This window comes from Bradyrhizobium barranii subsp. barranii (assembly GCF_017565645.3).
Lineage (GTDB): Bacteria > Pseudomonadota > Alphaproteobacteria > Rhizobiales > Xanthobacteraceae > Bradyrhizobium > Bradyrhizobium barranii.
The window spans coordinates 4,827,884-4,854,144 of the sequence record NZ_CP086136.1 but is presented as its reverse complement, the minus strand read 5'-3'; the positions used below and the strand labels follow the sequence as shown (position 1 = coordinate 4,854,144).

General features: G+C 63.5%; 30 protein-coding genes. 21 read left to right on the top strand and 9 right to left on the bottom strand.

The window, feature by feature from the left end:
* Positions 1–109 precede the first annotated feature (109 nt).
* The 4 genes from J4G43_RS23030 to J4G43_RS23015 all read left to right on the top strand — a co-directional run bounded on the left by J4G43_RS23030 (position 110) and on the right by J4G43_RS23015 (position 1,795).
* Positions 110–442, top strand: a complete 333-nt coding sequence (locus J4G43_RS23030) for a hypothetical protein (RefSeq protein ID WP_208086418.1) — start codon at positions 110–112, stop codon at positions 440–442.
* 463 nt (positions 443–905) lie between these two features.
* Positions 906–1,091 (top strand): hypothetical protein, encoded by a 186-nt coding sequence (locus tag J4G43_RS23025; protein ID WP_028149703.1) that lies wholly within the window; start codon positions 906–908, stop codon positions 1,089–1,091.
* Complete coding sequence (locus tag J4G43_RS23020; RefSeq protein ID WP_155257817.1) at positions 1,088–1,492, top strand: hypothetical protein; 405 nt, start codon at positions 1,088–1,090, stop codon at positions 1,490–1,492. The genes J4G43_RS23025 and J4G43_RS23020 overlap by 4 nt, the downstream gene beginning before the upstream one ends.
* Before the next feature lie 15 nt (positions 1,493–1,507).
* Positions 1,508–1,795, top strand: a complete 288-nt coding sequence (locus J4G43_RS23015; protein ID WP_028149705.1) for a hypothetical protein — start codon at positions 1,508–1,510, stop codon at positions 1,793–1,795.
* Between the two features lie 370 nt (positions 1,796–2,165).
* On the opposite strand, the gene J4G43_RS23010 is transcribed toward J4G43_RS23015, so the two are convergent.
* Positions 2,166–2,792, bottom strand: a complete 627-nt coding sequence (locus J4G43_RS23010) for a recombinase family protein (RefSeq protein WP_028149706.1) — start codon at positions 2,790–2,792, stop codon at positions 2,166–2,168.
* Between the two features lie 757 nt (positions 2,793–3,549).
* Here J4G43_RS23010 and J4G43_RS23005 point away from each other — a divergent pair.
* The 5 genes from J4G43_RS23005 to rplI all read left to right on the top strand — a co-directional run bounded on the left by J4G43_RS23005 (position 3,550) and on the right by rplI (position 10,544).
* Positions 3,550–5,160 (top strand): phage tail tape measure protein, encoded by a 1,611-nt coding sequence (locus J4G43_RS23005; protein WP_208086417.1) that lies wholly within the window; start codon positions 3,550–3,552, stop codon positions 5,158–5,160.
* Between the two features lie 50 nt (positions 5,161–5,210).
* The gene (locus J4G43_RS23000) at positions 5,211–6,752 is read left to right on the top strand and encodes a glucosaminidase domain-containing protein (RefSeq protein WP_208086416.1); all 1,542 of its coding nucleotides are present in this window, start codon (positions 5,211–5,213) and stop codon (positions 6,750–6,752) included.
* A gap of 755 nt (positions 6,753–7,507) precedes the next feature.
* Entirely contained in the window at positions 7,508–8,695 is a 1,188-nt protein-coding gene (locus J4G43_RS22995; RefSeq protein ID WP_208086415.1) for a site-specific integrase, read from the top strand.
* A gap of 220 nt (positions 8,696–8,915) precedes the next feature.
* Positions 8,916–9,893 carry a YybS family protein gene (locus J4G43_RS22990; protein ID WP_208086414.1) on the top strand — a complete coding sequence of 326 codons (978 nt, stop codon included), beginning with the start codon at positions 8,916–8,918 and terminating at the stop codon, positions 9,891–9,893.
* A gap of 48 nt (positions 9,894–9,941) precedes the next feature.
* A complete protein-coding gene (rplI, locus tag J4G43_RS22985; RefSeq protein WP_063983702.1) occupies positions 9,942–10,544 on the top strand; it encodes a 50S ribosomal protein L9 in 603 nt (200 codons plus the stop codon).
* Positions 10,545–10,580: 36 nt separating this feature from the next.
* On the opposite strand, the gene J4G43_RS22980 is transcribed toward rplI, so the two are convergent.
* From J4G43_RS22980 to J4G43_RS22965, 4 genes are all read right to left on the bottom strand, one after another.
* The gene (locus J4G43_RS22980; RefSeq protein WP_208086413.1) at positions 10,581–11,048 is read right to left on the bottom strand and encodes a PaaI family thioesterase; all 468 of its coding nucleotides are present in this window, start codon (positions 11,046–11,048) and stop codon (positions 10,581–10,583) included.
* Positions 11,049–11,058: 10 nt separating this feature from the next.
* Positions 11,059–11,655, bottom strand: a complete 597-nt coding sequence (locus J4G43_RS22975) for a TetR/AcrR family transcriptional regulator (protein ID WP_208086412.1) — start codon at positions 11,653–11,655, stop codon at positions 11,059–11,061.
* A gap of 108 nt (positions 11,656–11,763) precedes the next feature.
* Entirely contained in the window at positions 11,764–12,729 is a 966-nt protein-coding gene (locus J4G43_RS22970) for a hypothetical protein (RefSeq protein ID WP_208086411.1), read from the bottom strand.
* Between the two features lie 312 nt (positions 12,730–13,041).
* The gene (locus tag J4G43_RS22965; protein ID WP_208086410.1) at positions 13,042–13,245 is read right to left on the bottom strand and encodes a transcriptional regulator; all 204 of its coding nucleotides are present in this window, start codon (positions 13,243–13,245) and stop codon (positions 13,042–13,044) included.
* Between the two features lie 541 nt (positions 13,246–13,786).
* Between J4G43_RS22965 and J4G43_RS22960 the strand changes: the two genes are divergently transcribed.
* Both J4G43_RS22960 and alr read left to right on the top strand, forming a co-directional pair.
* Positions 13,787–15,295 (top strand): replicative DNA helicase, encoded by a 1,509-nt coding sequence (locus J4G43_RS22960; RefSeq protein WP_063983703.1) that lies wholly within the window; start codon positions 13,787–13,789, stop codon positions 15,293–15,295.
* A gap of 46 nt (positions 15,296–15,341) precedes the next feature.
* Entirely contained in the window at positions 15,342–16,619 is a 1,278-nt protein-coding gene (gene alr / locus J4G43_RS22955; protein WP_208086409.1) for an alanine racemase, read from the top strand.
* A gap of 150 nt (positions 16,620–16,769) precedes the next feature.
* On the opposite strand, the gene J4G43_RS22950 is transcribed toward alr, so the two are convergent.
* The gene (locus J4G43_RS22950; protein ID WP_071914679.1) at positions 16,770–16,994 is read right to left on the bottom strand and encodes a cysteine rich repeat-containing protein; all 225 of its coding nucleotides are present in this window, start codon (positions 16,992–16,994) and stop codon (positions 16,770–16,772) included.
* Between the two features lie 50 nt (positions 16,995–17,044).
* Between J4G43_RS22950 and J4G43_RS22945 the strand changes: the two genes are divergently transcribed.
* Positions 17,045–17,425, top strand: coding sequence for a hypothetical protein (locus J4G43_RS22945; protein ID WP_208086408.1), 381 nt, complete (start codon positions 17,045–17,047; stop codon positions 17,423–17,425).
* Between the two features lie 68 nt (positions 17,426–17,493).
* On the top strand, positions 17,494–18,270 hold the full coding sequence (locus tag J4G43_RS22940) for an exodeoxyribonuclease III (RefSeq protein ID WP_208086407.1): 777 nt from the start codon (positions 17,494–17,496) through the stop codon (positions 18,268–18,270).
* A gap of 142 nt (positions 18,271–18,412) precedes the next feature.
* Here the strand turns inward: J4G43_RS22940 and J4G43_RS22935 are convergent, their stop codons facing one another.
* From J4G43_RS22935 to J4G43_RS22925, 3 genes are all read right to left on the bottom strand, one after another.
* The gene (locus tag J4G43_RS22935) at positions 18,413–19,225 is read right to left on the bottom strand and encodes an SGNH/GDSL hydrolase family protein (RefSeq protein WP_208086406.1); all 813 of its coding nucleotides are present in this window, start codon (positions 19,223–19,225) and stop codon (positions 18,413–18,415) included.
* A gap of 100 nt (positions 19,226–19,325) precedes the next feature.
* Positions 19,326–19,694 (bottom strand): GFA family protein, encoded by a 369-nt coding sequence (locus J4G43_RS22930; RefSeq protein WP_028149720.1) that lies wholly within the window; start codon positions 19,692–19,694, stop codon positions 19,326–19,328.
* A gap of 77 nt (positions 19,695–19,771) precedes the next feature.
* A complete protein-coding gene (locus J4G43_RS22925; RefSeq protein WP_208086405.1) occupies positions 19,772–20,089 on the bottom strand; it encodes a hypothetical protein in 318 nt (105 codons plus the stop codon).
* A gap of 180 nt (positions 20,090–20,269) precedes the next feature.
* Between J4G43_RS22925 and J4G43_RS22920 the strand changes: the two genes are divergently transcribed.
* The 8 genes from J4G43_RS22920 to J4G43_RS22885 all read left to right on the top strand — a co-directional run bounded on the left by J4G43_RS22920 (position 20,270) and on the right by J4G43_RS22885 (position 26,256).
* On the top strand, positions 20,270–21,010 hold the full coding sequence (locus tag J4G43_RS22920) for a FadR/GntR family transcriptional regulator (protein WP_208086404.1): 741 nt from the start codon (positions 20,270–20,272) through the stop codon (positions 21,008–21,010).
* A 53-nt stretch (positions 21,011–21,063) separates the two neighbouring features.
* Positions 21,064–21,963 (top strand): NAD(P)-dependent oxidoreductase, encoded by a 900-nt coding sequence (locus J4G43_RS22915; RefSeq protein ID WP_208086403.1) that lies wholly within the window; start codon positions 21,064–21,066, stop codon positions 21,961–21,963.
* Positions 21,964–21,974: 11 nt separating this feature from the next.
* Positions 21,975–22,658, top strand: coding sequence for an amino acid ABC transporter permease (locus tag J4G43_RS22910; RefSeq protein WP_208086402.1), 684 nt, complete (start codon positions 21,975–21,977; stop codon positions 22,656–22,658).
* A gap of 1 nt (position 22,659) precedes the next feature.
* Complete coding sequence (locus tag J4G43_RS22905; RefSeq protein WP_208086401.1) at positions 22,660–23,334, top strand: amino acid ABC transporter permease; 675 nt, start codon at positions 22,660–22,662, stop codon at positions 23,332–23,334.
* Between the two features lies 1 nt (position 23,335).
* Positions 23,336–24,097, top strand: coding sequence for an amino acid ABC transporter ATP-binding protein (locus J4G43_RS22900; RefSeq protein WP_208086400.1), 762 nt, complete (start codon positions 23,336–23,338; stop codon positions 24,095–24,097).
* Between the two features lie 19 nt (positions 24,098–24,116).
* The gene (locus J4G43_RS22895; RefSeq protein WP_071914695.1) at positions 24,117–24,911 is read left to right on the top strand and encodes a transporter substrate-binding domain-containing protein; all 795 of its coding nucleotides are present in this window, start codon (positions 24,117–24,119) and stop codon (positions 24,909–24,911) included.
* Between the two features lie 68 nt (positions 24,912–24,979).
* The gene (gene rpiB, locus J4G43_RS22890; protein ID WP_028149726.1) at positions 24,980–25,426 is read left to right on the top strand and encodes a ribose 5-phosphate isomerase B; all 447 of its coding nucleotides are present in this window, start codon (positions 24,980–24,982) and stop codon (positions 25,424–25,426) included.
* A 104-nt stretch (positions 25,427–25,530) separates the two neighbouring features.
* Complete coding sequence (locus J4G43_RS22885) at positions 25,531–26,256, top strand: sulfite exporter TauE/SafE family protein (RefSeq protein WP_063986422.1); 726 nt, start codon at positions 25,531–25,533, stop codon at positions 26,254–26,256.
* The last annotated feature ends 5 nt before the right edge of the window (positions 26,257–26,261 follow it).

The following is a 26,261-nucleotide window of genomic DNA, read 5'->3' as shown; positions in this document are numbered from 1 at the left end:
CCACCCTGATCGGCAGCCGCCCACGATCGCGCTGCCGATCACCCTCCCCACCACCATGATTACCTATGCCGGGCTGCCAGAGCGCGTCACCGGCCGGAAGCATTCGAGCATGAACACGACCACCACCCGCCGCAAGCCGGCAAAGACCAACAACATCCGCCGCCGCTCCGACCTCGACGACAAGGCAGCCGATCGGACCAAGCTGGCCGCGTTCGCTGCGACCATCGGTGCAGCCCGTACCAGCATGAAGCGGGACGCCTGTGGCGACTGGACTTTAACCGGCTTGGCCGGCCATCTCTCGACGGACGGCGCTGCCCTCTACGCCTCTCTCGCATGCACCAGCGCAAGAGCGTGGACCAACGCCAAGCGGAACCTCAGTTTCCTGACCATCCACCAGGACGGGGACTGCGAGGGCATCATGAAACTCGCCAGACCGCTGTAGCACGGAGAAAATTTACTGCGCTGGCGAGCCGTGGATAGAGCTTCCAGTGCTGCGTCGTCCATGAGCCGTGCCTTTCTGATCCTTAGGGTAGTTGAGGCCCCCTAAACGGGCTTCCATCCGTTATTTTGAACGAGAGGCGCCCAACACTTGCCCCGGTTCACGAGCCTCTCCACAGGCTTCCTTGATAGACCTGACCTGTCAGCCACTAGGGCTTGGAAAGGTCCGCCGACTCGGCGGGTCGCCTCCGAATTAAAAGGCCATTTGAATTTGCATGAATGCCATGCAAAAAAGCATCAATTTTGACTTGACGCATCCATCATATCGTGATTAGCAATACCAGACGATGGCAGAACTAAACATGAACAAACATTTGACCCGTTCGAGAGCTGCCTAGCCCATCCATCACCGTAATTCACCCGCCCGCTGCCCCCCGGCACGCGGGCTTTTCCGTTTTGGAGAACCTATGAAACTTAAGTTCGACGCCCACGAATTTGTGACGAGCCCCATGAAGCACGTCACGATGTTACTGCCGGCGGTCCTGGTTGAACACATCGACCGGGCTGCACAGGTCGATGATCCATCCGCACCCAATCGCTCAAGCTGGTGCAGGCGCGCCCTGATCGCCGCTCTTCGCCGGGAGGCAGCGTGATGAGCGTCCTCTCAATCCAGGGACAGGCAAACGCCGCCGTCGTCCTCAAGGGACTTCTTCAGGAGCACGGCCTGCCCTTACTCACGCCGGAAGGCGTTGACGCACTGTCAGCACGGTTCTCGACGGGCCTTGTGCTTGGACATGGCGTCGTCTCGCACGATGGCAAGCCGCTGATCGATGAGTTGAGAGCGCTCTATGCCGACGCAGAGAGCAAGCGCCTCTTCGTCAGTCAGGGCGACGGCCAGACGATCGAACGACCGGTCGGCAACCTGACCGTAGCGATGATGGTTGAGGTCGCAGCGAGCCGGAAGCAGGCCCGGATCACGGATGCGGATCTCGCCCGATATACCGGTGTCACCCGCCAACACATGGAAGAGCGCCGCCGCGCTGCCCAAAAATAAAAGAAAGCGACGAAAATGAAACGACCTGGAATCCTCGCACGCCAGACGGCCGCTCGGCTGAAGGGGGAGCAGTATCAAGTTCACGACGGTGTCAGGGCTGCCCGCAGCGTGGCATTGAACTTGTTCGATCTCCGCCACCGCAAGACTGCGGCTGATCAGCGAGTCGCCAGAGCACGGGACCGGCTCGAGTCGGTTGACGTGTTCGCGTTGCGAGCTGAGTTGGAAGCAGCACTTGCGGAACAGGCCGATATCGACGCAAAGCTGTCTGAGCTGCAAGGTGATAACGTCCTGATGGCTGGCTAGATCATCTAGGTTCGAACGGCGGTTCAGCTCACTCTCTCCAGAGGCTGCCGTTCGCATAGGGAGGCGCGACACCCGGTGATTACGAGACTCGCAAATCTGCACGCCCTCGCGGTGGCTCTCGCCATCGTCGCGCCTCCCGCCATGCTTCCAAAGCCGGCTCTGGCCGAAAGCCCGTATGCGACACCGACCCGCGATGGTCGTGAACGTATCCCTCGCACCGGCGCTTGTCCTACGGGCTTCGTCGGCAAAGGCAATTTCTGTGAGGCACTGCACCAGGACACGCCGCACGCCTTCCCGGTGATCCCGGGCAAGACCTGTCCGTCCGGGTCGTTCCGCAGCGGGGATGCGTGCAGGGCGTTCCGGTGATTGATCAGGCCGCCTTCTGATCCTTCATGCGTTTGACGATCTTCGCAATCGTCGCCCGGCCGCATCCAGTCGCTTTCTGGATATCGCCCCAGGACATTTTGGAATTCAGCATCCCCTCGATGCCGGCATTGCGATCCACGTTCTCAGGCCGCCCCTTGAACTTCCCATCCGTCTTGGCCTTGGCAATTCCTTGCGACTGACGGCGGCGCCTGTCCTCGTAATCCTTCCGCGCGGTCGCGGCCAGGATGTCGAGCACCATGCCGTTCACAGCCGCCAGAACGCGGCCAGTGAAGCTATCCGCGTTAGCCCCTATGAATTGGTGTGACGTTGGCAGATCAAGAGCGACGATGCGGACACCCTTGGCATCGATCATCGCCCGGAGTTTCTTCCAATCGGACTCGTCGAGCCGGCTCAACCGATCAACTTGCTCAATCAAGAGCACGTCGCCCTCCTGCGCGTCGGACAACAGCTTGAACAACTCCGGCCGATCAAGCTTCGTGCCAGACTCGTTCTCGCGATACCACGCGGCGATCTTAAGTCCGTGATCCTTGGCGAAGGCTTTCAACTGGCCCTCCGCCCGGTTCGCATCCTGATCCTGAGTGCTGGCCCGAAGATATGCACGAACGAACATTGGAAGCCCCTAGTTCCGTTTGAGTGGTTCTCTTATACGAGTTCTGTTTGAGTGGTTCAAGAATTATTTTCCAGAACCTTTGAGCCGGTACTGCTGGGATATACCCAAAGTGAACTAGGCTCCTGGCCTTGGTCACCAGCGCCGCGCGGTGGCCCTGCCCGGCCCCTGTGCTGGCCGCGCGCCATGGCGAGAGGGCGCCGAGAGGCACGGCCACGGTGGTGCTCCTTCGATCGACAGCCAGCGGCTCAGCCGTCCGCCAGCGTCCCGCTCGCGTGGCGGCCGTCAGTCATACAAGCCAGTGAAACCGTCTGCCCCTGCAACTGAGAGAATGCTGGCCCGTGGCTGCCATGGACTCGACGGGTCGCCCCCAGCGCCGACCGTTCGTCACGGTGACAGTCGACGCGGCCACGGCCAGGGCTTCTCTCGCGTCATCTTCTGCCGGAGCACCACCACCATCATCATCCTCGCCGCTGCACGGGCTGCGAAGGTTTCCCAGCGCTCGCGAGCGTGGGAGGGGTGAAGGCGAGATTTTTGTGCGGCATAGGTACTCATATCGGTAAAGCCGAATTTCTTAGCCACCAACAAAAAGCGGACTTACGCCCCCGGCCCGTCCGTTCGGGAGGTTCATCCGCATGACCCCACCCCGTCAAAATAATCTGACGGGCACATTCGAAACCGCTTTTCCAGCGCAGCGCCCAAAAGGCCCTTTTCTCTGCGCTCCCCGGCAGAACCCAACTACAACGAGATCAACTAAAAAATGTCCGACGAAACCCTTCACGTCAGCGTAACCCTATCGGCAACCGAGAGCGCATCCCCGGTCCTCCGGGGACTCATGAAAAATATCGACGCGCTCAGAGCATCCGCGAGACGCTTCAACGCTGAGTTCTCCAGCCTTGGCAAGACCGCATTCCAGTCTCTCGACGGCGTGACCCGCGCCAGCAAGTCCGCCGCAGATTCGATGCGAGGACTCACCAATGTCGCGGAACGCGCGGCGGCGTCATACCGGAGCGCCTGGACCAAAGCCGATCAGGACCGGGAGAAGTCCGCAAGCCGCATGTACGGTGCGCTGATGCGGGATGAACGCGCGTATCAAGCGCTACTCGGCAGGCGAGGTTCTGCCGGTGCATCCCCGTCGCGTGGAAGCGGCACCAGCGTTGGCAAGATCGCAGGCGGGACGTTCCTCGGTGTTGGCGCGGCATCGGCCGTTCGCCAGCTCAGCCATGACGTGGTCGCAGCGGAACGAAGCATCGGCCGGGGCATCGCGTCGGCGTTTCGGGAACGGCTGAACATCGCAAAATCGGAAACCAATGCCGAGATGTTCGCCGACCTCTCCAGCGAGGAAGTCCGCAAGCTGCGCAAGGAGTCGCTCGACCGGCTCGGTATCAAGTTCGGCGTCGGCGCCGAAGGAACGCTCGGCGTTGCGACCGAGTTGAGCAAGGCCGGTATCGGCAAGCAAGTCCTGGGGGATGCGACCGAACTCGCGCTCAAAGCCAAAACTGCGATGGACATTTCCGCGAAGGAAACCGCCGAGCTTTTCGGCGGCCTCGCGAGCTTCATCCAGTTCGACAAGAACAGATACGCTTCGATCTCGAATTCGATTGCCATTGCCAACAAGGATTCAAAGGCAACCGGCACCCAAATCGTTGAGGGCATGAAACGGGGCCTGTCCGCGCTCGCGACGACCGGCGGCAAGCTGACTCCCGAACAACTCGCGGGCCTCGTCGGTACGGCCATCGACGTCGGCATTCAGCCCGGCAAGTCCGGTAACTTCATCAGCCATCTGATCGGTGGCGTCGGATCAGCGGACACGATGCACGGGCAGAAGGCGAAGGATATGCAGGAAGCCGCTGCCTATCTCGGCTTTGGCGGGCGCTATGAAATGGCGCAGGCCATGCGCAACAACCCATTGGCGTCCGTCTATCAGCTCCTCGACCACCTCTCGAAGCTGCCGGAGAAGCTGCGCATTCGCGTAGCGAAAGACCTCGGCGGCGAGATGTGGTTCGATGAGATTTTGCAGCTCGTCCTTGCTAAGGACAAGCTGAAGCAGATCGAACAAGATATCGCGACCGACAAGGGGTTCCTCGACAAGGCAGCACTTAAGGCGGTCAGATCCATGTCGGGAGCATATGCCAGTGTCGTGGCCGCAGCGAAGCTGGCACAAGAGAAGATCGGTGGAGGATTCGACAAGGCCTTCACGCAGATCGCTGACGCCATCCTACGGCACGCGGACACCTTCAACTTTGACTCGATCAGGGACCACTTCGAAGCGCTCACCGATGGACTGCTTCAGGGCTTTGGACTGAAAAATTGGGGCCAGGCGGTCGACTGGCTGGCAGGCCAGTTCAGCCCTAGCACGATTGCATCATAGAAGGGGGCCGTGGCTTCGCTGCCGGCATCAAGTCTTGGGGCGAAAGCCTCATGTCCGCCTTCAGCATCGTCCGGCGCCTGACTGGCAGCGACCCGGAGAGCACGGGCAAGCTTGTCGCCAATCTCGCTGTCCTCGCGACGTCGCTGATCGTCATCAATCCCTTGCTGTTGCTGCTCGCCGGAACGATGGCGCTGCTGAGCAGTCCATTTGCTCTCTTTATCGCTTCAGTAGTTGCGTTGAAGAAAACGCTCGATTGGGTCGCGGACAAGATGTTTACCGCGTTCGTCTCCATCGTCGATGCAATCAAAAACGTCGCGCTGTCCATGATAAACAAGGTGCGTGGCTGGATCGGCCTCTCTCCTATCGGCGGGGAAGGCACGGACGGCGGACATGGCGCTTCCGGATCATGGACAGATGGATCTTCCGGCAGTGGCGCTTCCGGCTCCTGGGACTCCACCGCGAAGAAGGTCCGTTCGTCTTTCACGAACAGCGTGCCGAGCTTCAACGGGAGCGGTGGAGTAGCGGGCAGCCTCGACAAGGCGTCGTTCGATAGGAAGTTCGCTGGCACAGCGCTTGCGGGCAAATACGATCAGATCGTTGCAGCCGCCAACGCGAACGGCATCCCGCCCGCATTGCTCGCGGGCGTGATCGCGCACGAGACCGGCAACGGGGCGAACACCCGTTACAACAACGTCGCCGGTCTCATGAACCCGGAGACCGGCTCGCGAACGAAGCTCGCGTTTCCGAGCATCGACGCCGGCATCGACGCTGCCGGGCGCACCGTCGCGAAGAACTACAACGCGGCAGGCCGAGACCTTGGCGCGATGGCTAAACGATATGCGCCAGTCGGTGCGACGAATGATCCGGGCGGATTGAACAGTGGCTGGCAGTCCGGCGTCTCGAAACAGATGAATGTTCTGTCCGGTGGCGTCGGCAGCGCTGGCGCCGGTGACGCTGTCAGTGCTGGTGAAAAGTACCTCGGCATGAACGAGTACAGCGACGCCAAGGTGCTGGCGTCCTATCTCGGTGCAGATGTTCGGGGCCAGTCAAACGCCTGGTGCAGTCGCTTCGTGAACCGGGCGCTGGCGGATGTCGGCGGCAAGGGCACGGGCAGCGCGGTTGCGAACAGCTTCCAAAAATGGGGCTCCGCGATCAACCCGTCCGATGTCAGGCGCAATGACGTGCTCTTGCAAACGCACGGGCTCGGCTACAACCAACCCGGTGGTCACGTTGGCCTCGCGACTGGCGAGACCCGCATGCGTAACGGCCGGCTGCAAATCAAGATGCTGGCCGGGAACGACGGTGACGCCGTCCGCGAGCGCTGGATCGATGCCGACAGGAACCTGATGGTTCGTCGCGGCAACCCCATCAGTCAGGTGCCAACGCCTGCTGATGCGATCCAGAACGTTCCTGCTGCTCCGCAGTCTGGCGTCCCGATGAGGGGCGACTTCGGTGGTGCTGGCCGCGGCTCTGTCGCGATCCACATCAACGGCAACAGCCACGATCCGGAAGCCCTCGCCAACCTGGTCCAGCGCCGGGTCGACGAGCAGATGAACTGGCGCACCCACGACAGCGAGTCCGAATACACCTGACCCTTTGGGAGGAGAGAGTCATCACTGTGCAGGCGGATGTAACCTCGCTGTGATGGCTCTCCCGTTTGCCTGAATGCAAATTGCAACGCCCTTGTAAGCAAATGCGACCTTCGCCACGGTGTCGCACGTAAACACGCAAAGGACTCCGATGCACTATCGCAGCTACAGCGTCACCAGAGAAAAGGGTCGCTTCGTCGCGTTCGATCCGAATGAGCCTGAGGCCTTCAAGATCCTCTCGCGTGACCTGAGGCGGCTCAAGGCCGGTATCGATGCACTGTGGCTGCCATGCGTCATCGGCAGGTCGCACGGGCTTGCGGATGAGAGCGGTGCACCGAGATGGCGGCGCGAGTGGGAGAACGATCCAGTCGGAGAAGTCGATCTAGATGTACAGTACTCCCGCGGTGCCTGCTGAAACTCAGTTATCCGACCACCGATTTCATTTGCAGCGCCCTCGGTCGATGTAGCCGGGGGCGTTTTGCTTTCGTTCGCGTGGACTCACGAAGAACAGCACCCCCATAATTCACCACCCGACCCCATGTTGGCTTACGGCAAATGACGACCATAAACTCTGATGTCGGTATCATCACCGCGACGACCCCCCTCCGGCTGGATGTAGCCGCACGTCTCGCTTTTCCCGATGGCTCGATGTCAGTCTCGGCGTTGAGGCGACTCGTGGTCTCAGGCAAGATCACCCACGAGTTTTTTGCTGGAAAATCCTTCGTCACGTTGAATGCAATTGAGGAGTTCCGCGCATCATGCCGCGTCGTAGCAAAGGCCCCCGACTTGAGCTTCAAACCGGAGAAGGCCGTACCCCAAAATGGATCATCCGAGACGGGGCAAAAAACGTCAGCACTCGATGCGATGAACGCGACCGCGAACAGGCTGAGGCGAAGCTTGCAGAGTACATCCTCGCCAAGCACGACCCGGCCAAGGCAATCCGGTCAGGTAGTCCCAATGAGGTCAAGATAGCCGACATCCTCGCTGTGGAGATGACCCGAATTGCTGCGAAGCGGCACCTGGACGAGCACAGGAAGAAAGAACTGATCGCGGTCTGCCAGAACATGGGCAATTGGTTCGGCCATCGGGTCGTCGGCGATCTGAACGGCGAGCTACAGGAACGCTATGCGGCTGAGCGGACGCGCCACGTCATCAGGATGGTTGAAGGTGTCAGGACCAATGTGGACACCGGCGAACATGCCCCCGTTGCGGCCTATCGTGACTTGAAGTTTCTTGCCGCTGCCATCAACCGGTACTTCAAGCACAAGGTTGGCGGCGTCGTCACCCAGTTCAGCCCGGTCCTGCCCGACGCTCCCGAGTCCCGTATCCGGTGGTTGACGCGGTCCGAGGCTGCCAGGCTGCTCTGGGCAGCGTGGCGGGGACGGAAGGAAACAAAGCTGCCAGGGAGCAAGGGACGCCACACCTCGCGGCACATCGCCCGGTACATCCTGGTCGGCCTCTACACCGGCTCCCGCAATGGCGACATCTGCGGGGCCGCGACCATTCCGACGATCGGACGCGGCTACGTTGACCTGGAGAAGGGTATCTTCAGGCGGAAGCCCGACGACAAGAAGGAGACCTCCAAGCGGCAGCCCACGGTCCCCATCCCGCCCCGGCTACTGGCCCATATGCGGCGTTGGCAGCGGCTGGGCATTTCCCAGCGCGCCGTCATCGAGTTCAACGGCAAGCCCGTCGTGACGATCCGGGAGGGCTGGGAGAGCGTGGTGGAGCGCGCCGGTCTGGCGACTGAGGACAAGCAACAGAAGGTCCTCCGCCACACCCTGCGCCACGCAGCAATCACATGGTATCTGGATCAGGGCGTCGATATTGAGAAGGTCAGCCTCTACTGCGGCGTCTCCGTGGCGACCATCCGCAAGACCTATCGCCACGTCATGCCGGGAACCTTTGACGACCTGTTGAGCGCCGCCCATCAGATTGGGCGTTGAATATCGGGTCCGGATTGGCTAGAAGGCCGGCATTGGTTTGGGGCTCCCGCGGGGAGCCTCATTCGTTTGCGACTGCCGCGAGGTAGTTCGCAGGGCTGAGTGAGCTGAGGTTTCTGCTACGGTTTCTGCTACAAGGCATCAACCGATCTGCGTAAGCCTCTGATAATACTAGCGTTTTCGCTGGTCTCACTCTAACCGCTCGAAGGGAGCGGGACAGCTGATGATGACTCTTGGACTGATAGCTCTGATCGCCGGCGCTGCGTCGGCCCTGATGTTCGCCTCGATCGTATCGGGCGCGCTGATCTCGCTCGTCCTGTTCTATCTCGCACCGCTGCCGCTGATGGTCGCCTCGATCGGCTGGGGCCCGCTTTGCGCGAGCCTCGGCGGCATCGCAGCTGCGATCGGCCTCGGGGCCCTGTTCGGCCTGCCCTACTGCATCGCCTTTGCCGTGACCGTCGCGCTGCCCGCGTGGTGGCTCGGCCATCTCGTCCTGCTCAGCCGGCGGGTTGGACCCGTCGCGCCGGAAGCCACCACCGAGCCGCCGGCCGAGCCCGAGCTCGAATGGTATCCGGTCGGCCGCATCCTGCTGTGGATCGCGGGCTTCGCCGCGCTGACCACGATCGCCGCCCTGCTCACCCTCGGCACCGACGCCGAGACCATCACCGGCACGCTGCGGCGCGGCTTGATGCGCCTGCTCCGCACCGCCGACCCGCAGACGTCAGGCGAAGCCGGTCAGTTCGTCGACGCGCTGGTGCTCATCGCTCCGGCCGCCGCCACCATCGTCGCGATGATGACGCTCACCCTCAATCTCTGGCTCAGCGGCAAGATAACGGCGACATCGGGCCGCCTGCTGCGTCCGTGGCCGGACATGATGACGGCCGAGCTGCCGCCGATGACGCTGGTGGCGCTCTGCATCGCGCTCGCGTTCTGCTTCACCGGCGGGTTGCTCGCGACGGTCGCGCAGATCACGACGGCGGCGCTGATGATGGGCTATGCGCTGACCGGATTTGCCGTGCTGCATACGCTGACGCTGGCGCTGAAGAGCCGCACCTTCTGGCTCGGTTCGACCTATGCCGTCGTCGTGGTGTTCGGCTGGCCCGTCATCGCGATGGTGATCCTCGGCCTTGCGGATGCCGTGTTCGGCTTCCGCGAGCGCTTCCTGCGCAGCCGCCAGCCACCGCCGCTGCCAACCTCTTAAGTTCAACCCCAAAACCCAACTCACTCAACACTTCAAAGGAGAACGAATATGGAAGTCATTTTGCTGGAACGCGTGAGCAAGCTCGGCCAGATGGGCGAAGTCGTGAAGGTTCGCGACGGCTATGCCCGCAATTTCCTGCTCAAGCGCGGCAAGGCGCTGCGCGCCACCGCCGACAACCGCGCCAAGTACGACGGCATGAAGGCCGATCTCGAGGCTCGCAACCTCCAGTCCAAGGGCGAGGCGTCCAAGGTCGCCGAGAAGATCCAAGGCAAGAACATCATCGTGATCCGTCAGGCTTCCGAAGCCGGCCAGCTGTTCGGCTCGGTCACGGTGCGCGACGTCGTCATTGCGTTCGAAGCCGACGGTGTCTCGCTTGAGCGCCCGCAAGTGCAGCTCGACGCGCCGATCAAGACCATCGGCAAGCACACCATCACCGTCGCCGTTCACCCCGAGGTCGAGGTCGAGGTTTCCGTCACGGTTGCGCGCAGCCAGGACGAGGCCGAGCGCATCAACCGCGGCGAGGACATCTCGACCCGCAACGAGGACCGCGATGCGGCCGCCGAAGCGATCGCCGCCGCCGGCGAGTTCTTCGATCCGGAAGCCCAGCAGGACGACGAGCCGGCGCCGGCTGCGGACGAGACCGAGAAGTAAGACCCGCGTTCGCGCAGGTTGCGACGCCCGGCCGCCTCAGGCGGCCGGGCTTTTTGTTTTCGCGGCGACGTCCTCGCTCAGCATCGCGATCGAGGCGAGCGCAGTTGCCGTATGCTTCTCGACACCGTCGTTGACGCAAAACACGTCGGCCGCGACCACCGAAACCTGGCGGCCCGGCTTGATCACCCTGGCCCGGCAGATCAGTTTCTCGCCGATTGCCGGCGACAACAGATTGAGCTTGTATTCCGCCGTCAACGCCGGCTGGCCGCGCGAGGTCGCCGCTGCGATCGTCGTGGCGTTGTCGACCAGGAAGGCGGTGACGCCGCCATGGAAGAAGCCGTGCTGCTGGAGCAGCTCGGGCCGGTGCGCGACCGCAATCGTACAGGTGCCGCGCGACAATTCCGAGAGCTCGGCGCCCACCAGGTTCATAAACCCCTGCCGGCCGACATTGGCGTGGATGCGCTCGGCGATCGGACCGAATTCGGGATCTGCTTCGGCTCGCATGCGGCTTCTCCTATTGCTTGTGGATGCGATCGGGCGGGCGCAGCGCACGGTTGGCACAGGCGACAAGCGTGTCGGCTTCGCTGCGCGGATCGGCGCGGTCACGTCCCGAGAGAAAGGCGCGGCAGAATATCTGGGCAGGGCCGATGAGCTGGCTGACGAACATCACCGGCGTCATCGGCAAAAGCTCGCCACCGGCGACCAACGGCGCGCGCCAGCGCTCGATGCCTTCGGCAAGGCGCGCATTCTGCGCGCGCTGAGCGTCGCGGACGTCCTCGCTCCATTCGCTGCGCGATATCTCGAAGAGATAGCGGGCCTCGCGCCGGCTCGACACCACCCAGTCGAGATGGGCCCGGATCAACCGATCGATGCCCTGCCAGGCACTGGGCATCGGATCGAGCGCGGCCAGCACCGCGGCGTGATAGTGCCGCAGCACCTCCAGGAACAGCGCACCGGCCAGTTCCTTCTTCGATCCGAAGACATGAAAGAAGCTACCGTTGGAGGCGCGTGCCCGGGCGCGGATCGCTGCCACCGTCGCGGCTTCGAAGCCGACGCGGTCGAACACGAAAAGCCCGGCCGCCAACAGGTCGTCACGCACGCTCGTCGTCATCGACGCCTCCTAGAGCATTACTCTAGAGTAACGCTCCAATTGTGGTCAAGACGATGCGAAGGCCGCGATGCGTGCGGCCTTCGCAAATCGACGGAAAATCTGGCTCGCTTAGCGCGAAATCGGCGGTGTGGGCGGACCGGACGAGTCGGCTGGCCCCGCCGCGGGCGGGGCCGCAGCGGTCGCGGGCGGTGCAGGCTCCTGCGGCTTGGCTGCCGGTTCGGAGCTCGCGGCCGGCTTGGGAGCAGCCTCCTCCGCCGGCTTGGCCTCCGCGGGCTTCGCGGCGGCAGACGGTGCAGCAGGCGTGACCTGCGGTACCGGATCGGGCCGCAGCGCCGGAGTATCGCTGCCGCGCGGCTCGACCTTGGCACTATCAGGCCTGGCCTCAGCCGGCTTCTCCGCCGGCTTGTTCTCGGGCTTCGCCTCGTCACGGCCGGGCTCGACCTTGGCCGTGTCGGGCTTGGTCTCGGCCTTCGGCTCGCTCTTCTTGTCTTCAATGGCCGGCGCGGCAGCGTCGACCTTCGGGGCTTCCTCGGTCCCGGGCTTGGCGCGACGCTTAGCTTTGCGTCCCTCGGGCGCTGCCTGGCCCTCGGGCCTCGCACCTTCCTTCGATCCCTCCTCGGGTGGCCGTGCCGCGCGCTTCTGACGCGCCCCCTCGGACGCGGGAGCGGCAGCCTCGCCGTCCGGCTTGGCGGCGTCCTGGGAGCGCTGGCGGCGCCCCTGATGCTCCGGCGCGGTATTGGCTTCCTTCTCCTTGGCGCCGTCCTTTTTGTCCTTGCCGTCCTTGGCCTGGTAGCGGGTGTCGGTGGCACCGTTGGAGACGAGATAGGACGCGAGCACGCCGGCCATGTCGGAGCTGGTCGTGTAGTGCTGGCGCAGGAAGCCTGGCAGCGAGCCCGGCGCCACCGTCTTCAACAGGCCGCGCGGGCTCTTGTGGCAGGCACTGCAGGTCTGCGCGAAAAGCTGGGATGGGGCCTTGCCGGCCTCGAGGTTCGTCGCCTGCGCAAGGACGGTATCGGTCGCGCCGAAGCCGATCAGAAGCAATACCGTCGCGAGGCTGAGCGCTCGGCTCGACATTCCCATCATCTCCATTGAATTTACGCGAATGCAGCCGGCATAAGGCGCGGCGGCGGGTCACCTTTTAGCGGATTGAGCCGCGAATGGAAGCAGCCTCCACACGCAAGGATGTGATTAAGCGCTTTTGGAATATCGGCTGTGATCACAGCGCAATAGCGCTGCAGCTCGTTCGAGTGCCGGTGGCCTCGTGAGACGACGCGTCGCCTGTCGGAAGCGGCACATCGTCGCAAAGTCACGACGCCGCAGACACCCGTCATCGTGCGCGCGAAGGCGGCGCCGAACCCGGGCCTGACGCTGGTTGGTGAATGAATCCTAATGACGCAGGGTCGAGATCTGGGACGATCGGAAAGAGGCTGTTAACGCCAGCTGCGCCCTCAGCTTCGCAAGAGTCTCGGGCGAGACCGGCTCGCGCCGCACTTCGGGCCGCTCGGCGTGCTGCATGGCCGCGATGAGGCCCGACAGCCAAAGCCGGCTGGCCGCCTCGCTTCGCCAATTCTGCTGCCGTTCTGGCCGCATCGCTCGCCTCGTTCCCTGGTGGCGGGAGACAACCCCCCGCCCGCCTTCCTGTTCCGGGTCGTACCCCGAAAGAATCCGGGGAGATGTGATCTGTTTCACATAAGTCTCGTCGGGCCCGGCTTAGACCGTCGCCATGAGCAAGCGGACCCAAACCTCATTCGACGTGCAGGACGACCTCCGCACCGATTACGCCCTGATCGCCACCGGCGTCGGAGCGGCCTTGGTTGCGCTGGTCTACCTCCTGCTGGTCTGAATCCGAGCCCAAGGCTCCCGGCGTGCGTCATTTCGCGCGCTTTTTGATACGTCTGCGCGCCAATCCATTAGGTTCATGTCACCCGGAGTTTTCCGTGGCGCGGTCACGGCCGCTTCCGGGACGGACGAGTTCCGCAAAAACCGTCAAGCGCGGCGCGTGCCGCGGCTGCCAATCATCCACCATTTTAACTGAGCGGTTGATAGCGATCAGCTTTTGCTTCCGCTTTGGCCTGAGGCGGCGCTTTATCCCGGCCCCGTATCCGCCCCAGAAAATTGCTAACGCTCGACCATGGCCCTGACTGATTCGAACGTCCTCAAACTCGCGCCCGAGCCCGGAACTCCGGCGTATCGGAGCGCGCCGCATAATATCGAGGCGGAACAGAGCCTTCTCGGCGCGATCCTGGTCAACAACGACGCCTTCTACCGCGTCTCCGACTTCCTCGAGCCGAAGCATTATTTCGAGCCGCTGCATCAGACCATCTACGAGACGGCCAGCAGCCTGATCCGGATGGGCAAGATCGCCACGCCCGTCACGCTGAAGACGTTCCTCCCGGCCGACACCGATGTCGGCGGCATGACCATCGGGCAATATCTGGCGCGGCTCGCGGCGGAAGCGACCACCATCATCAACGCCCAGGACTACGGCCGCACCATCTATGATCTGGCGCTGCGACGCGACCTGATCGGCATCGGCGAAGACATGGTCAATGTCGCCTATGACGCGCCGGTCGACTTCGCACCGCGGGCGCAGATCGAGGACGCCGAGCGCCGCCTGTACGAACTCGCCGAATCCGGCCGTTATGACGGCGGCTTCCAGAAATTCTCGCAGGCGTTGGCGGTCGCGGTCGATCTCGCGGCCAAAGCGTTCCAGCGCGATGGAAAGCTGTCCGGCATCTCGACCGGCATGCGCGACCTCGACACCAAGATGGGCGGCCTCCAGCACTCCGACCTCATCATTGTGGCCGGACGCCCGGGCATGGGCAAGACTTCGCTGGCGACCAACGTCGCCTACAACGTCGCCAAGGCCTATGTCGGCGAGGTCCAGGCTGACGGCACCATGAAGGCCGCCAATGGCGGCGTGATCGGCTTCTTCTCCTGCGAAATGTCGGCCGACCAGCTCGCCACGCGTATCGTCGCCGAGCGCACCGGCATTCCCTCCTCCCACATCCGCCGCGGCGGCATCTCGGAAGCCGATTTCGACAAGATCCGGGAAGTCTCGATCGAGCTGCAGTCGCTGCCGTTCTATGTCGACGCGACCGGCGGCCTGTCGATCGCGCAGCTGATGGCACGCGCGCGCCGGCTGAAGCGGCAGAAGGGCCTCGATCTCCTCGTGATCGACTACATCCAGTTGCTCTCCGGATCCGGCAAGCGGAGTGACAACCGAGTACAGGAAATCACGGAAATCACGACCAGCCTGAAGGCGCTGGCCAAGGAGCTCAACGTTCCCGTGATCGCGCTGTCCCAGCTCTCACGCCAGGTCGAATCCCGCGACGACAAACGGCCGCAGCTCTCCGACTTGCGTGAATCCGGATCAATCGAGCAGGACGCCGACGTCGTCCTGTTCGTTTACCGCGAGGAATATTACCTCGCCATGAAGGAGCCCCGCCCAGGCACGCCTGAACACGAGAAGTGGCAGCTTGACATGAGTCTTGCGCACGGAAAGGCCGAGGTCATCATCGGCAAGCAGCGCCACGGCCCGACAGGCACCGTCGATTTGGCGTTCGAAGCCTCGGTCACGCGGTTCGGCGACCTCGCGCCTGACAGTCAGTTGCCGGTTCGCAGCGGCAACGACTACTGAGTTCCTTGAACCAGACCGGCCTCTTGCGTAAAACGGCGCCATGGCAATGGCGTCCGACCCGAAAATGATTCCGCAAGCTGGCCTCCTCTCCGCGGCGGCCAATCAGGCTGCCGCGCTCGCAGCCTATGGCGGCGTGCTCACCGTCGATCTCGACGCCATCATCGCCAATTGGCGCAAGCTCGAGAAGACGGCCGTGCCGGCCGAATGCTCGGCCGTGATCAAGGCCGATGCCTATGGCTGCGGCGCCGCGCAGGTCTCGCGGGCCCTGAGCAAGGCCGGTTGCAAGACCTTCTTCGTCGCCACCATCGAGGAAGCGCGCACTGTGCGCGAAGCCGTGCCGGAAGCCGCGATCTACGTGCTGGGCGGCTATTTCCAGAACACCGGCGAGCACTACGCCAGGATCAATTGCCGGCCGGTGATCGGCGACCTCAACGAACTCGCCGAATGGGACGTGTTCTGCCGCCGCACCGGCTGGACCGGGGGCGCCGCTGTTCACATCGACACCGGCATGAACCGGCTCGGCCTGACGCTCGCGGACGCGCAGGCCATCATCCCCCGCATCAATGCCGGCGATCACGGCATCACGCTGGTGATGAGCCATCTGGTCTCGGCCGAGCAGCTCAACAGTCCCGTGAATGCAAAACAGCTGGCAACCTTCCGCGGTATCGCCAGCGAATTTTCCGGCGTGCCGGCTGCGCTTGCCAACTCCTCCGGAATCTTCCTCGGCGCGCCCTTCCAGTTCGACCTGGTGCGGCCGGGCGCAGCGCTCTACGGCGTCAACCCGACGCCTGAGGCCGACAACCCGATGCAGCCGGTGGTCGACCTCAAGGCGCGCATCGTGCAAACCCGCAATGTCGAGCGCGGCGAGAGCGTCGGCTATGGCGGCACCTGGACCGCGCGGCGGCCGACAAAACTCGCGATCATCGCGGTCGGCTATGCCGACGGCTATTTCCGCGCCGCCAGCTCCAATGACGGCACCCGCGGCGCCGAGGTCGTTGTCGCCGGCAAGCGCTGCCCGGTCGCGGGCCGCGTTTCGATGGACCTGATCGCGATCGACATCACCGATTTGGCCCCGAATGCGGCGCGGCGCGGCCACATGGTGACGCTGCTCGGCGAGGGCATCACCGTCGACGAGCTCGCGCATCATTTCGGCACCATTGGCTACGAGGTGCTGACCAGCCTCGGCCACCGCTACGCCCGCGTCTACAAGGGCGGCAATGAGGTGGAGCCGCTGGTCAAGCCGGAGCCCGCGCCGACGGCCGAGCAGTCGCCCTCCCCGCCGCCGATCGAGCAGCCCGCGAGCCCGCCGCCGCTGCCGAGTTAGGGACGCGCCCCTTCTTCGGGCGCGGCGCAGCGCTCCTTCAGCAATGCGCTGCAGAGCCGGGGCCATCTCCCCGCACCGTACTGTGTCGCTTTCTGGGTCCCGGCTCTGCGGAGCAGCGTCACACGCTGCGCCGCGTCCGGGACACGAGACTTACTTCTTCCGGCTGTCGAGCGCCGTCTTGCAGGACGCGCTGAGCTGATCGCGCTTGGCGTTGAGGCAGGCGATGATCTTGCCACCACCGGGCGCGATGCCGGCGCAGAATTTGTCATAGTCCGCCTTGCACGCGCCGCGTGGATCGGACGATTGTGCCGACGAGACACCGGAGAACGCGACGACGAATGCGACGATGGCGAGGCTCAGACTGGACTTCAACATGGATTTGGATCTCCGGTGGCGGCGCAAACGACCGCGGCCGCAATCTCTACATGAAGATTGCGGCACTCAACGTCAACCGAATCTGTCCGACGACCGCGCGGCGAAGCCTGATGTCGCTAGGGGCGATGACGCTTCGTCGATCTCATCGCGCTCGATTATCCGCACACCTTGTTATCGATAACCCACGCATCCATGCTCTCTTTGCACGCGTTGCCGATATGGCTCCTGTACCTGTTCAGGCAAGCAACAATGCGCCCGCCCCCCGGCACGACACTGGGGCAGTATTTGAAATATTCCACCCTACAGGCGATTTCCATTTTCTCGGCAGCAAGAGCCACTCCGGAAAATGCGGTTGCGGCCACGACTACGGCAAGGCAAAGCTTGGTCATCGTCAAACCTCCATCGTGTCGATCGGCAATTTTGGGTTGTAAGCATACATCGTGGAACGCCGATGACAACGGTTGCGAGTCATTTCTGAAGATTTCCAGTCGTTGGGCCCATGAGGATCGCGACGTTCAACATCAACAATGTCAACCGCCGCCTGCCCAACCTGTTGCGTTGGCTGAGCGCGGCGAAGCCTGATGTCGTCGCGCTCCAGGAACTGAAGGCAGCCGACGGCGAATTTCCGGCGGCAGCCATCGAAAGGGCCGGCTACGGCGCGGTGTGGTGTGGACAGAAGACGTGGAACGGCGTCGCCATCCTCGCCCGCAATGCCGAGCCCATTCTCACGCGCGATCGCTTGCCGGGAAAGCCTGATGATCGCGAAGCCCGCTACATCGAGGCCGCCGTGCGCGGAATCATCGTCACCAGCATTTACCTGCCGAACGGCAATCCGCAGCCGGGACCGAAATTCGACTACAAGCTCGACTGGTTCGCGCGGCTCAAGCGCCACGCCAAGACCTTCATCAAGCAGGATCTGCCCGTGGTGCTCGCCGGCGACTACAACGTCGCGCCTGATGAGATCGACATCTATCCGACGCGGTCATGGGACAAGGATGCCTTGATTCAGCCGAAGAGCCGCGCTGCATTTGCCTCGCTCATTGAACAGGGTTGGTGTGATGCGATCCGCGAACTGAATCCGGACAAGCGCATCTACACGTTCTGGGACTACAAGCGAAACCGCTGGCCGCGCGATGCCGGCCTGCGGCTCGATCATCTCCTGCTCAGCCCTGCCCTCGTCTCGCGGCTGGCCAGGGCAGGTGTCGACAAGAAGGTGCGCGGCGAAGATGGTGCGAGCGATCACGCGCCGGCGTGGGTGGTGCTGAAGGAGCGTTGACGGTGCCGTAGGGTGGGCAAAGGCGCTCTCGCGCCGTGCCCACCATCTTCTATCGCGAGTAAGGTGGCGGGCACGCTTCCGCCTTCGCTCTTCGAGCTACGGTGGACAAGTCGCTTTGCCCACCCTACGAGATCACCCGAGATCACCGCCCGTAATAGTCTTGCACCGTATCCCACGCCGCCTTTTGCAGCAGTTGGGTGGTCTCCGCATCCAAGCCTATCGTATAGGAGTTGCCGACCGGCGAGCGCCCGGTCAGCGCGGCGAGGGTCACGCAGGTTGCGAGGTACGTGCCCGCCGGACTCGGGTGCCGCTTGTCCGGCGCATAGAGATTGAGTTCCGGCTGGAGCTTGCGCACGCGCGCGAAGGCGAGGCCTGCGGGGATCACGAGCGCATCGTTGGCATTGCCCGCGGTCGTATAGGCCTCGGCCAGAGCCTCGGTCATCTCCGGCTTGTCGGCATAGGCCCAGGACATAAAGAACACCGGCCGCATGCCGTGGGCACGGACGATCTCGCTGTCCTTCTTGGCGAAGGTCGCGAACGCGTCCTTCAATTGCGGATGGATCGGGCACTGGCTGCAATCCATCATGACGACGGCATCGAACTGCCTGCCCGGCTTGTTGAAGACGACGTTGTTCTGGTCGTCGAAGGAATAGGCGCCGATGCCGCCCGGCCGCAGCAGGTTGTCCATGTCGTGCCAATCGAGGCCGGAGCCGCCGATCGTGGCCATGGTGTTGCGGTACGCCGCCTTGTTGTCAGCATCAGCCGCGCGCTCCATGAAGGAGAGATGCCCGGGCATGCCGTTGTTGTAGTAGAAGAAGCTGTTGCCGACGAACAGCGCGGCCTTGAGGAAGTCAGGTCCCGATGTCGTGACCTTCGGTTTGGTCTGCGCCTGCGCGTTGAAGCCGGCTGCAACGGCCAGACACATTGCGAGCATCACTCGCGCAAAAAGACGCATCGTGGCTTCCCCCCTTTTTCTCTGGGGCCGGACCAAATCAGCTTTTCAAAATCGCCTCAAGGTCACAAACGCGCAGCGGACATGCGCGCGCCCTGCATGCTCACCACAAATTCCTGCCGTCGATCATATTCACCGGCACGGCATCGAGATCGAAATCGTCGAACAGCCGCGCGTTCACGGCAACCTTGGGATTGTCGAAATCGGCCTTGCCGGTCGACCAGTCCGGCGACTCCGAATAGGTACCGCAGCCGCAGCTCGCGCAGAAATGATGTTTGACCGTGCGGCTGCCCCAGAGATAGGTCGCGACATTTTCCGGCGGCGACAGCAGGCGAAATTGCGCCGGCGTGTAATAGGCCCACAACGCGCCCCGCTTGGCGCAGAGTGAGCAGGTGCAGCGCGTCACGCTCGCCGGCACCTCCGTCACCTCGAACACCGTCTCACCGCAATGACAGCTTGCCTCGATCGGCATGGACCCGCTCTCCGTTTTGTCAGGAGATGGTCGTAGCCTGCCCCTGCTGCCAACATGCTGTCAGCAGCGCAACTCGGTCATGGAGCCTCGTTCGCGGACAGCCGCCTGGCGTTCGCGGCCACGTGCTCGCGATAGCGCTGGACGATGGCGGCCGGCGTTGCTCCCGCAAGCAGGCTCGCGGCCGCCTCGAAAGCCGCAGCGATCTTCTCGCTGACCATCAGCGCGGCCTCCTGCCGGGCGCCCTCGTCGCCGTGGCTGAGCTTCTCGCAGCGCAGCCGCACCACCTCGCTCGCTTCGACCGCGAGCATCGCGCTCGCATACCAGGGAAAGCCGTTGTCGGATCCGCTGAGCGCCGCATGACGGTCGAGGGCGGAGAAAGAACGATGATCGGGCATCGCGGACCTCAAGTTCTTTGAGTGAGCGCTCCGATCAATACGCCTCAAATTTGAAGGATCCGGCCGGGGAACCGATCGGATTGGCCGCGCCTGCGACACCCGCAATTAACCAAGGCTCTTGACGCCGACGCTCTGGTTAGCCTACTGGTCTGACCAAGATCAGACCAAAAAGAGACCGGGATGGAAGTGAAGCGGGCCGCTGAGGGCGAAAAAGGGTTCGAGAAGGTGTTCGCCTTCCTGCGCGAACGCCTGCTTGCGGGCTCGCTCAAGCCCGGCGACCGCCTGATTTCCGAGCGCGAGCTGGCGACCCTCCTCGGCGTCAGCCGGCCGATCGTCCGCGAAGCGCTGCGCGCCCTCACCGTGCTCGGCATCGTCGAGATCCGCGACCGCATCGGCACTGTGGTGACACAGCCGGACGTCTCAGTGCTGAACGACTTCTTCACCTTCGCGCTCGCCCAGCAGGCCGACATGCTCGATGACGTCATGCAGGCGCGCGTCGCGATCGAGTGTCAGGCGATCCGGCTCGCCTGCGAGCGCGCCAACATCGCCGATTTCGAACGCCTGCAGCGTGCGCTCGCGAAGATCGGAGAGACGATCGACGAGGCGGATGCCGGCGGCATGGCCGACTTCGAATTCCATCGCGCCATCGTCGTGGCATCGCATTCGGAAACGCTGACGGTCCTGCACGGTTCGCTGGCGGGACTGCTGACGCATTCGCATCGCAGCCGCCGCGAGCTGGTGCAGGCCTTCCCGTCGATGAAGACGTACCTGATCGACGACCACCGGCGCATCTTCGACGCGATCATCGCGCGCGACCCCGAGCGAGCAGATGCGACGCTGCGCAAGCATTTTGCCATCGGCGACGAATACCGCAGGCGCGCCGTCGTCGGCGACATCGACAAGACCAGCGCCTCAGGCTGATCGCGGCAGGCCAACAAGCAAGAAACCAATCAACCAAGAAACGGACGACTGACATGGGACGGAACGACAAGGGCAATGTCGGCTTCATCGGCATCGGCACGATGGGCCGCGAGATGGTGCGCCACCTCCTGGTGGCCGGGCATGCGGTTCGTGTCTTCGATCTCAACGAAGCAGCCTTGGCCGACAGCGTCAAGGAAGGCGCGGCCGGCGCCAACAGCCCCGCCGACGCCGCGCAAGGCGCTGACATCGTCATCACCATGTTGCCCGACACGCCTCATGTCGAGGCGACCGTTTACGGCGAACATGGTCTCCTGAAGTCTCCCCCGCCCGGCAAGCTGATCGTCGACATGAGCACGATCTCGCCGGTCGCCGTCCGCCGCATCCATGCCGACCTGCAAAAGGCCGGCGTCAGCTTCATCGACGCACCGGTCTCGGGTGGGCCGGTGGGCGCCAAGAACGCCGCGCTCTCGATCATGGCCGGCGGTGATGCGGCCGCTTTCGCCCAGGCCGAACCGTTCTTCCGCGCGATGGGCACGACCATCACGCATGTCGGCGCGGCCGGCGCCGGTCAGACCGTGAAACTCTGCAATCAGTTGATCTGTGGCATCAACATCCAGGCGATCTGCGAGGCACTGGCGCTCGGGCGCGCTTCCGGCATCGATCTCAATCTGCTGCGTCGCGTTCTGCTCGGCGGCTCCGCCGCGTCCTGGATGCTTGACAAGCTCGGCCCCGCAATGATCGCGGGCGACGTCTCCGCCGGCTTCCGGATCGATCTCCAACTCAAGGATCTCCGCCTGGTGCAGGAGCACGCACAGGCGCTGAGCGTGCCGCTGCCCGGCACCGCGTTCGTCACCAGCCAATATGTCGATGCGCGCGCCCATGGCGAAGGCAGCAACGGCAATCAGGCGCTGTTCCGCGTCTATGACCGCATGACCAACCAGACCACCGGCTGAACCTGACGGCGATGAGCCTCCAACTCGACTTTCCCGCAGTGCTGGGGCGTTGGCCGAATTTTCTGGCCGGCGCGGCGCTGACGCTGGAGTTGGCGACTTTCGCGACGGTGCTCGGCGCCCTGTTCGGCACGCTCGCAGCCGTCGGCCGCGGCTCACGAAGCCCGCTGATCGCAGGCGCCTGCAAAGTCTATGTCGAGACGATCCGCAACACCCCGCTGCTGGTCCAGATCTTCCTGGTCTATTTCGGCCTTGCCAGCCTCGGGCTGAAATTCTCGGCGTTCACGGTGGCGGTGGCCGCGTTGACGATCAATGTCGGCGCCTACACCGCCGAGATCATGCGCGCCGGCTTCGAGGCGATCCCGCGCGGACAGATCGAGGCCGCCGAAGGGCTGGCGCTGTCGCGCCTCCAGATCTACTGGCACATCATCCTGCTGCCGGCGGTCGAGAAGGTCTATCCGGCGCTGACCAGCCAGTTCGTGCTGCTGATGCTGGCCTCCTCGGTCTGCTCGCAGATCTCGGCGGAAGAACTCACCGCCGTCGCCAACTACATCCAGTCGGACACCTACCGGGCGTTCGAGACCTACATCATCGTCGCCGTGCTCTACGTCATCCTGTCGCTGGTGATGCGCGCGGGCTTCTGGGGCCTCGGCCTCGTGCTGTTTCCGCGCCGGCGCCGGCTCGGCACACCATTGTGAGATGACCTTGGGCGGACATCTCAACATCAATCATCTGATGTTCCTCGGCCAGGGCGCGCTGTGGACGATTGGCCTGTCCGTGATCGCGCTGATCGGCGGCGGCATCGTCGGCTTCGTGATCGCGCTGGCGCGCATCTCGCCGCTCAAATCGGTGCGGATCGCCAGCGGCGTCTACGTCCAGCTGATCCAGGGCACGCCGCTGCTCGTCATCCTGTTCCTCGGCTATTTCGGCCTCGCCGCGATCGGCCTCAAGGTCTCGCCGTTAGCTGCCGCCGGCGCCTCGCTCACGCTCTATGTCTCGGCCTATCTCGGCGAGATCTGGCGCGGCTGCATCCAGTCGGTGCCGAAGCCGCAATGGGAGGCCGCCGAAGGCCTCGCGCTGAGCCGGACCCAGCGCATGATGAAGGTGATCCTGCCGCAGGCGATCCGCATCGCGACGCCGCCGACCGTCGGCTTCATGGTGCAGATCATCAAGAATACCTCGCTCGCCTCGGTCGTCGGCTTCGTCGAGCTGATGCGGTCGGGCCAGATCGTCAACAACTCGCTGTTCGAGCCGTTCGCCATCTACGCGATCATCGCCGTCGTCTATTTCACCATGTGCTATCCCCTGTCCCTGTTCAGCCAGAAGCTGGAACGGCGGATGGGGCGTGGCAGGTCCAACCTCGCACCAGCCTGACATGCAGCAAAACCCCTCCTCCTCCTCCGAACCGATCGTGTCGCTCCGCGACGTGCAGAAGAGCTTTGGCCCGCTGCGGGTGCTCGATGGCGTCTCCTTTGCCGTCGAACGCGGCGAGGTGCTGGCACTGATCGGCCGCTCCGGCTCCGGCAAGAGCACGGCGCTGCGCTGCATCGACCGCTTCGAGAAGGTCGACGGGGGCGAGATCGTCGTGTGCGGGCATCGCGTCGACCGCCCTGATGTCGATCTGCGCGCGCTGCGCCAGGACGTCGGCATCGTGTTCCAGAGCTACAATCTGTTTCCACATCTCACGATCGAACAGAACATCACGCTCGCCCCCTGCGCCGTGAAGGGCATGGCCGCCTCGCAAGCCAGGGACCTCGCCCGAAAAGTGCTCGCGCAGGTCGGGCTCGAGGAGAAGCTGCACGCCTATCCCGAGCAGCTCTCGGGCGGCCAGCAGCAGCGCGCGGCGATCGCCCGCTCGCTCGCGATGCAGCCGAAAGTGATGCTGTTCGACGAGGTCACCTCCGCGCTCGATCCCGAGCTTACTGGCGAGGTGCTGAAGGTAATCGAGCAATTGGCGGCGGACGGCATGACCATGGTGATGGTCACCCATGAGATGGGTTTTGCCAAAGGCATCGCCGACCGAATCGTCTTCATGCATCGGGGCAAGGTCCACGAGACCGGCCCCGCCTCGATCCTGACGTCGCCGGCGACGCCCGAACTCACGCAATTCGTGGGCACTGGAAACTTAAAATCATAACAGGAGAGGAGAACCAAGGATGACAAACAAGACACTGCTGGGGACCGCCACCGCGCTGTTCGGCCTCGTCATGATATCAGCCACGCCGGCGTCGGCCGACCTGCTCGACGACATCACGCAGGCCAAGAAAATCCGCATCTCGACGGACGTCGCCATTCCGCCCTCGGGTATGATGGACAGCAGCATGAAGCCGACCGGCTCCGACGTCGAAGTGGCGCAACTGCTCGCCAAGGATTGGGGGCTCGAGCTCGAATTCATCCAGACCACCGGCGCGACACGCATCCCCAACGTCCTGACCGGCAAGGCCGACATCATCATCTCGACCCTGTCGGTGACGCCCGATCGCGCCAAGGTCATCGACTTCACCAAGCGCTATGCGACGCTGCAATCCGACGTCGGTTGCCTGAAATCCTCGACCGTCAAGGACTGGCCCGACCTGAAGGACAAGTCGATCGGCGTCTCCCGCGGCACCACGCAGGACACCACCCTGTCCAACATGAAGGACAAGGACCTCAAGATCTCGCGCTACGACGACGACGCCACGATGGTGACGGCGGCCGTCTCCGGCCAGGTCGACTGCGTCGCCTCGTCGGCGACGATCATCAACCAGATCGGGGTGAAGAACCCGTCGCGTGTGTTCGAATCCCGGATCCCGCTGGCGACCTTCGACCTCGCGATCGGCCTGAAGAAGGGCGAGCAGCGCCTGATGGACAAGCTCAACGCCTGGATCACCGAGAACGTCAAGAACGGCAAGCTCAACGCGATCTACAAGAAATTCCACGGGGTCGAACTGCCCCCCGACATGCGCAGCTGAAGCCAGGGAAAATCGTGACAGCCGCGAAGCGGCTGTCACGGCCAATGTAAAATCAAGAAGGACATCACATGCGTCTCGTCATCGGATCCGACCACGCCGGCTGGCCGCTCAAGCAGACCGTTATCGACCATATCCGCAGCCTCGGCCACGACGTCGTCGATGTCGGCTCCCATGACGACAAGCCGGTGGATTTCCCCGACATCGCGCGGGCCGTGGCTCAGAAGGTGACGTCAGGCGAAGCCGCACGCGGCATCATGGTTTGCGGCACCGGCGTCGGCGCCTCGATCGCGGCCAACAAGATGAAGGGCATCCGCGCCGCGGTTTGCCACGACGTTCATTCCGCCCATCAGAGCGTCGAGCATGATGACGTCAACGTCATGTGCATCGGCGCGCAGATCGTCGGCGCCTGGCTCGCCGTGGATCTGGTCTCGTCCTATCTCTCCGCCGAATTCTCGACGGACGAGGATTTTCGCCGCCGCGTCGAGAAGCTGCGCATCATGGACGAGCAAGGCTGACGGCCGGCCCGGACCGCATGCGCTGAGCGATCGGTTCCCTCGCCTGGAATGGATCGCCCACATCGCCGGCCACGGCTAAACTCTCCCGATTCGTGGAGAGCACCTTGGCCTTTCTCTTCGTCCTCATCGTCGGCCTGATCGCCGGCACCGTCTCAGGCATCGTCGGCACGGGGTCGTCGATCATGCTGATGCCGGTGCTGGTCTATGCCTATGGGCCGAAGGAAGCCGTGCCGATCATGGCGGTCGCCTCCGTGATGGCGAATTTCTCCCGGATCCTGGCCTGGTGGCGCGAGGTCGACTGGCGGGCCTGCGCGGCCTATTCGGTGACGGGCATTCCGGCCGCCGTGCTGGGCGCGCGCACGCTGCTCGCGCTCCCCTCGCACGCCGTCGATCTCGCCATCGGCGTCTTCCTGATCGCGATGGTGCCGGTGCGGCACTGGCTGGCGCGGCACGACCTCAAGGCCAATCTCTGGCACCTCGCGATCGGCGGGGCGATCATCGGCTATCTCACCGGCATCGTGGTCTCGACCGGCCCGCTCAGCGTGCCGCTGTTCCTGTTCTACGGCCTGTCCAAGGGCGCCTTCCTCGCCACCGAAGCGGCCTCCTCACTCGGCCTCTACTTCGCGAAATCCGTGACCTTCGAACGTTTCGGCGCGTTGACGCAGGATGTCTTCATCAAGGGCCTGGTCGCAGGCTCCTCGCTGATGTCGGGCGCCTTCATCGCAAAACGCTTCGTGCTGCATCTCAAGCCGGAGATGTTCCGCCTGGTGATGGACGCGATCATGATCGCTGCGGGCCTCTCCATGCTCTGGAACGCAACGCAGTCGTAATCGCG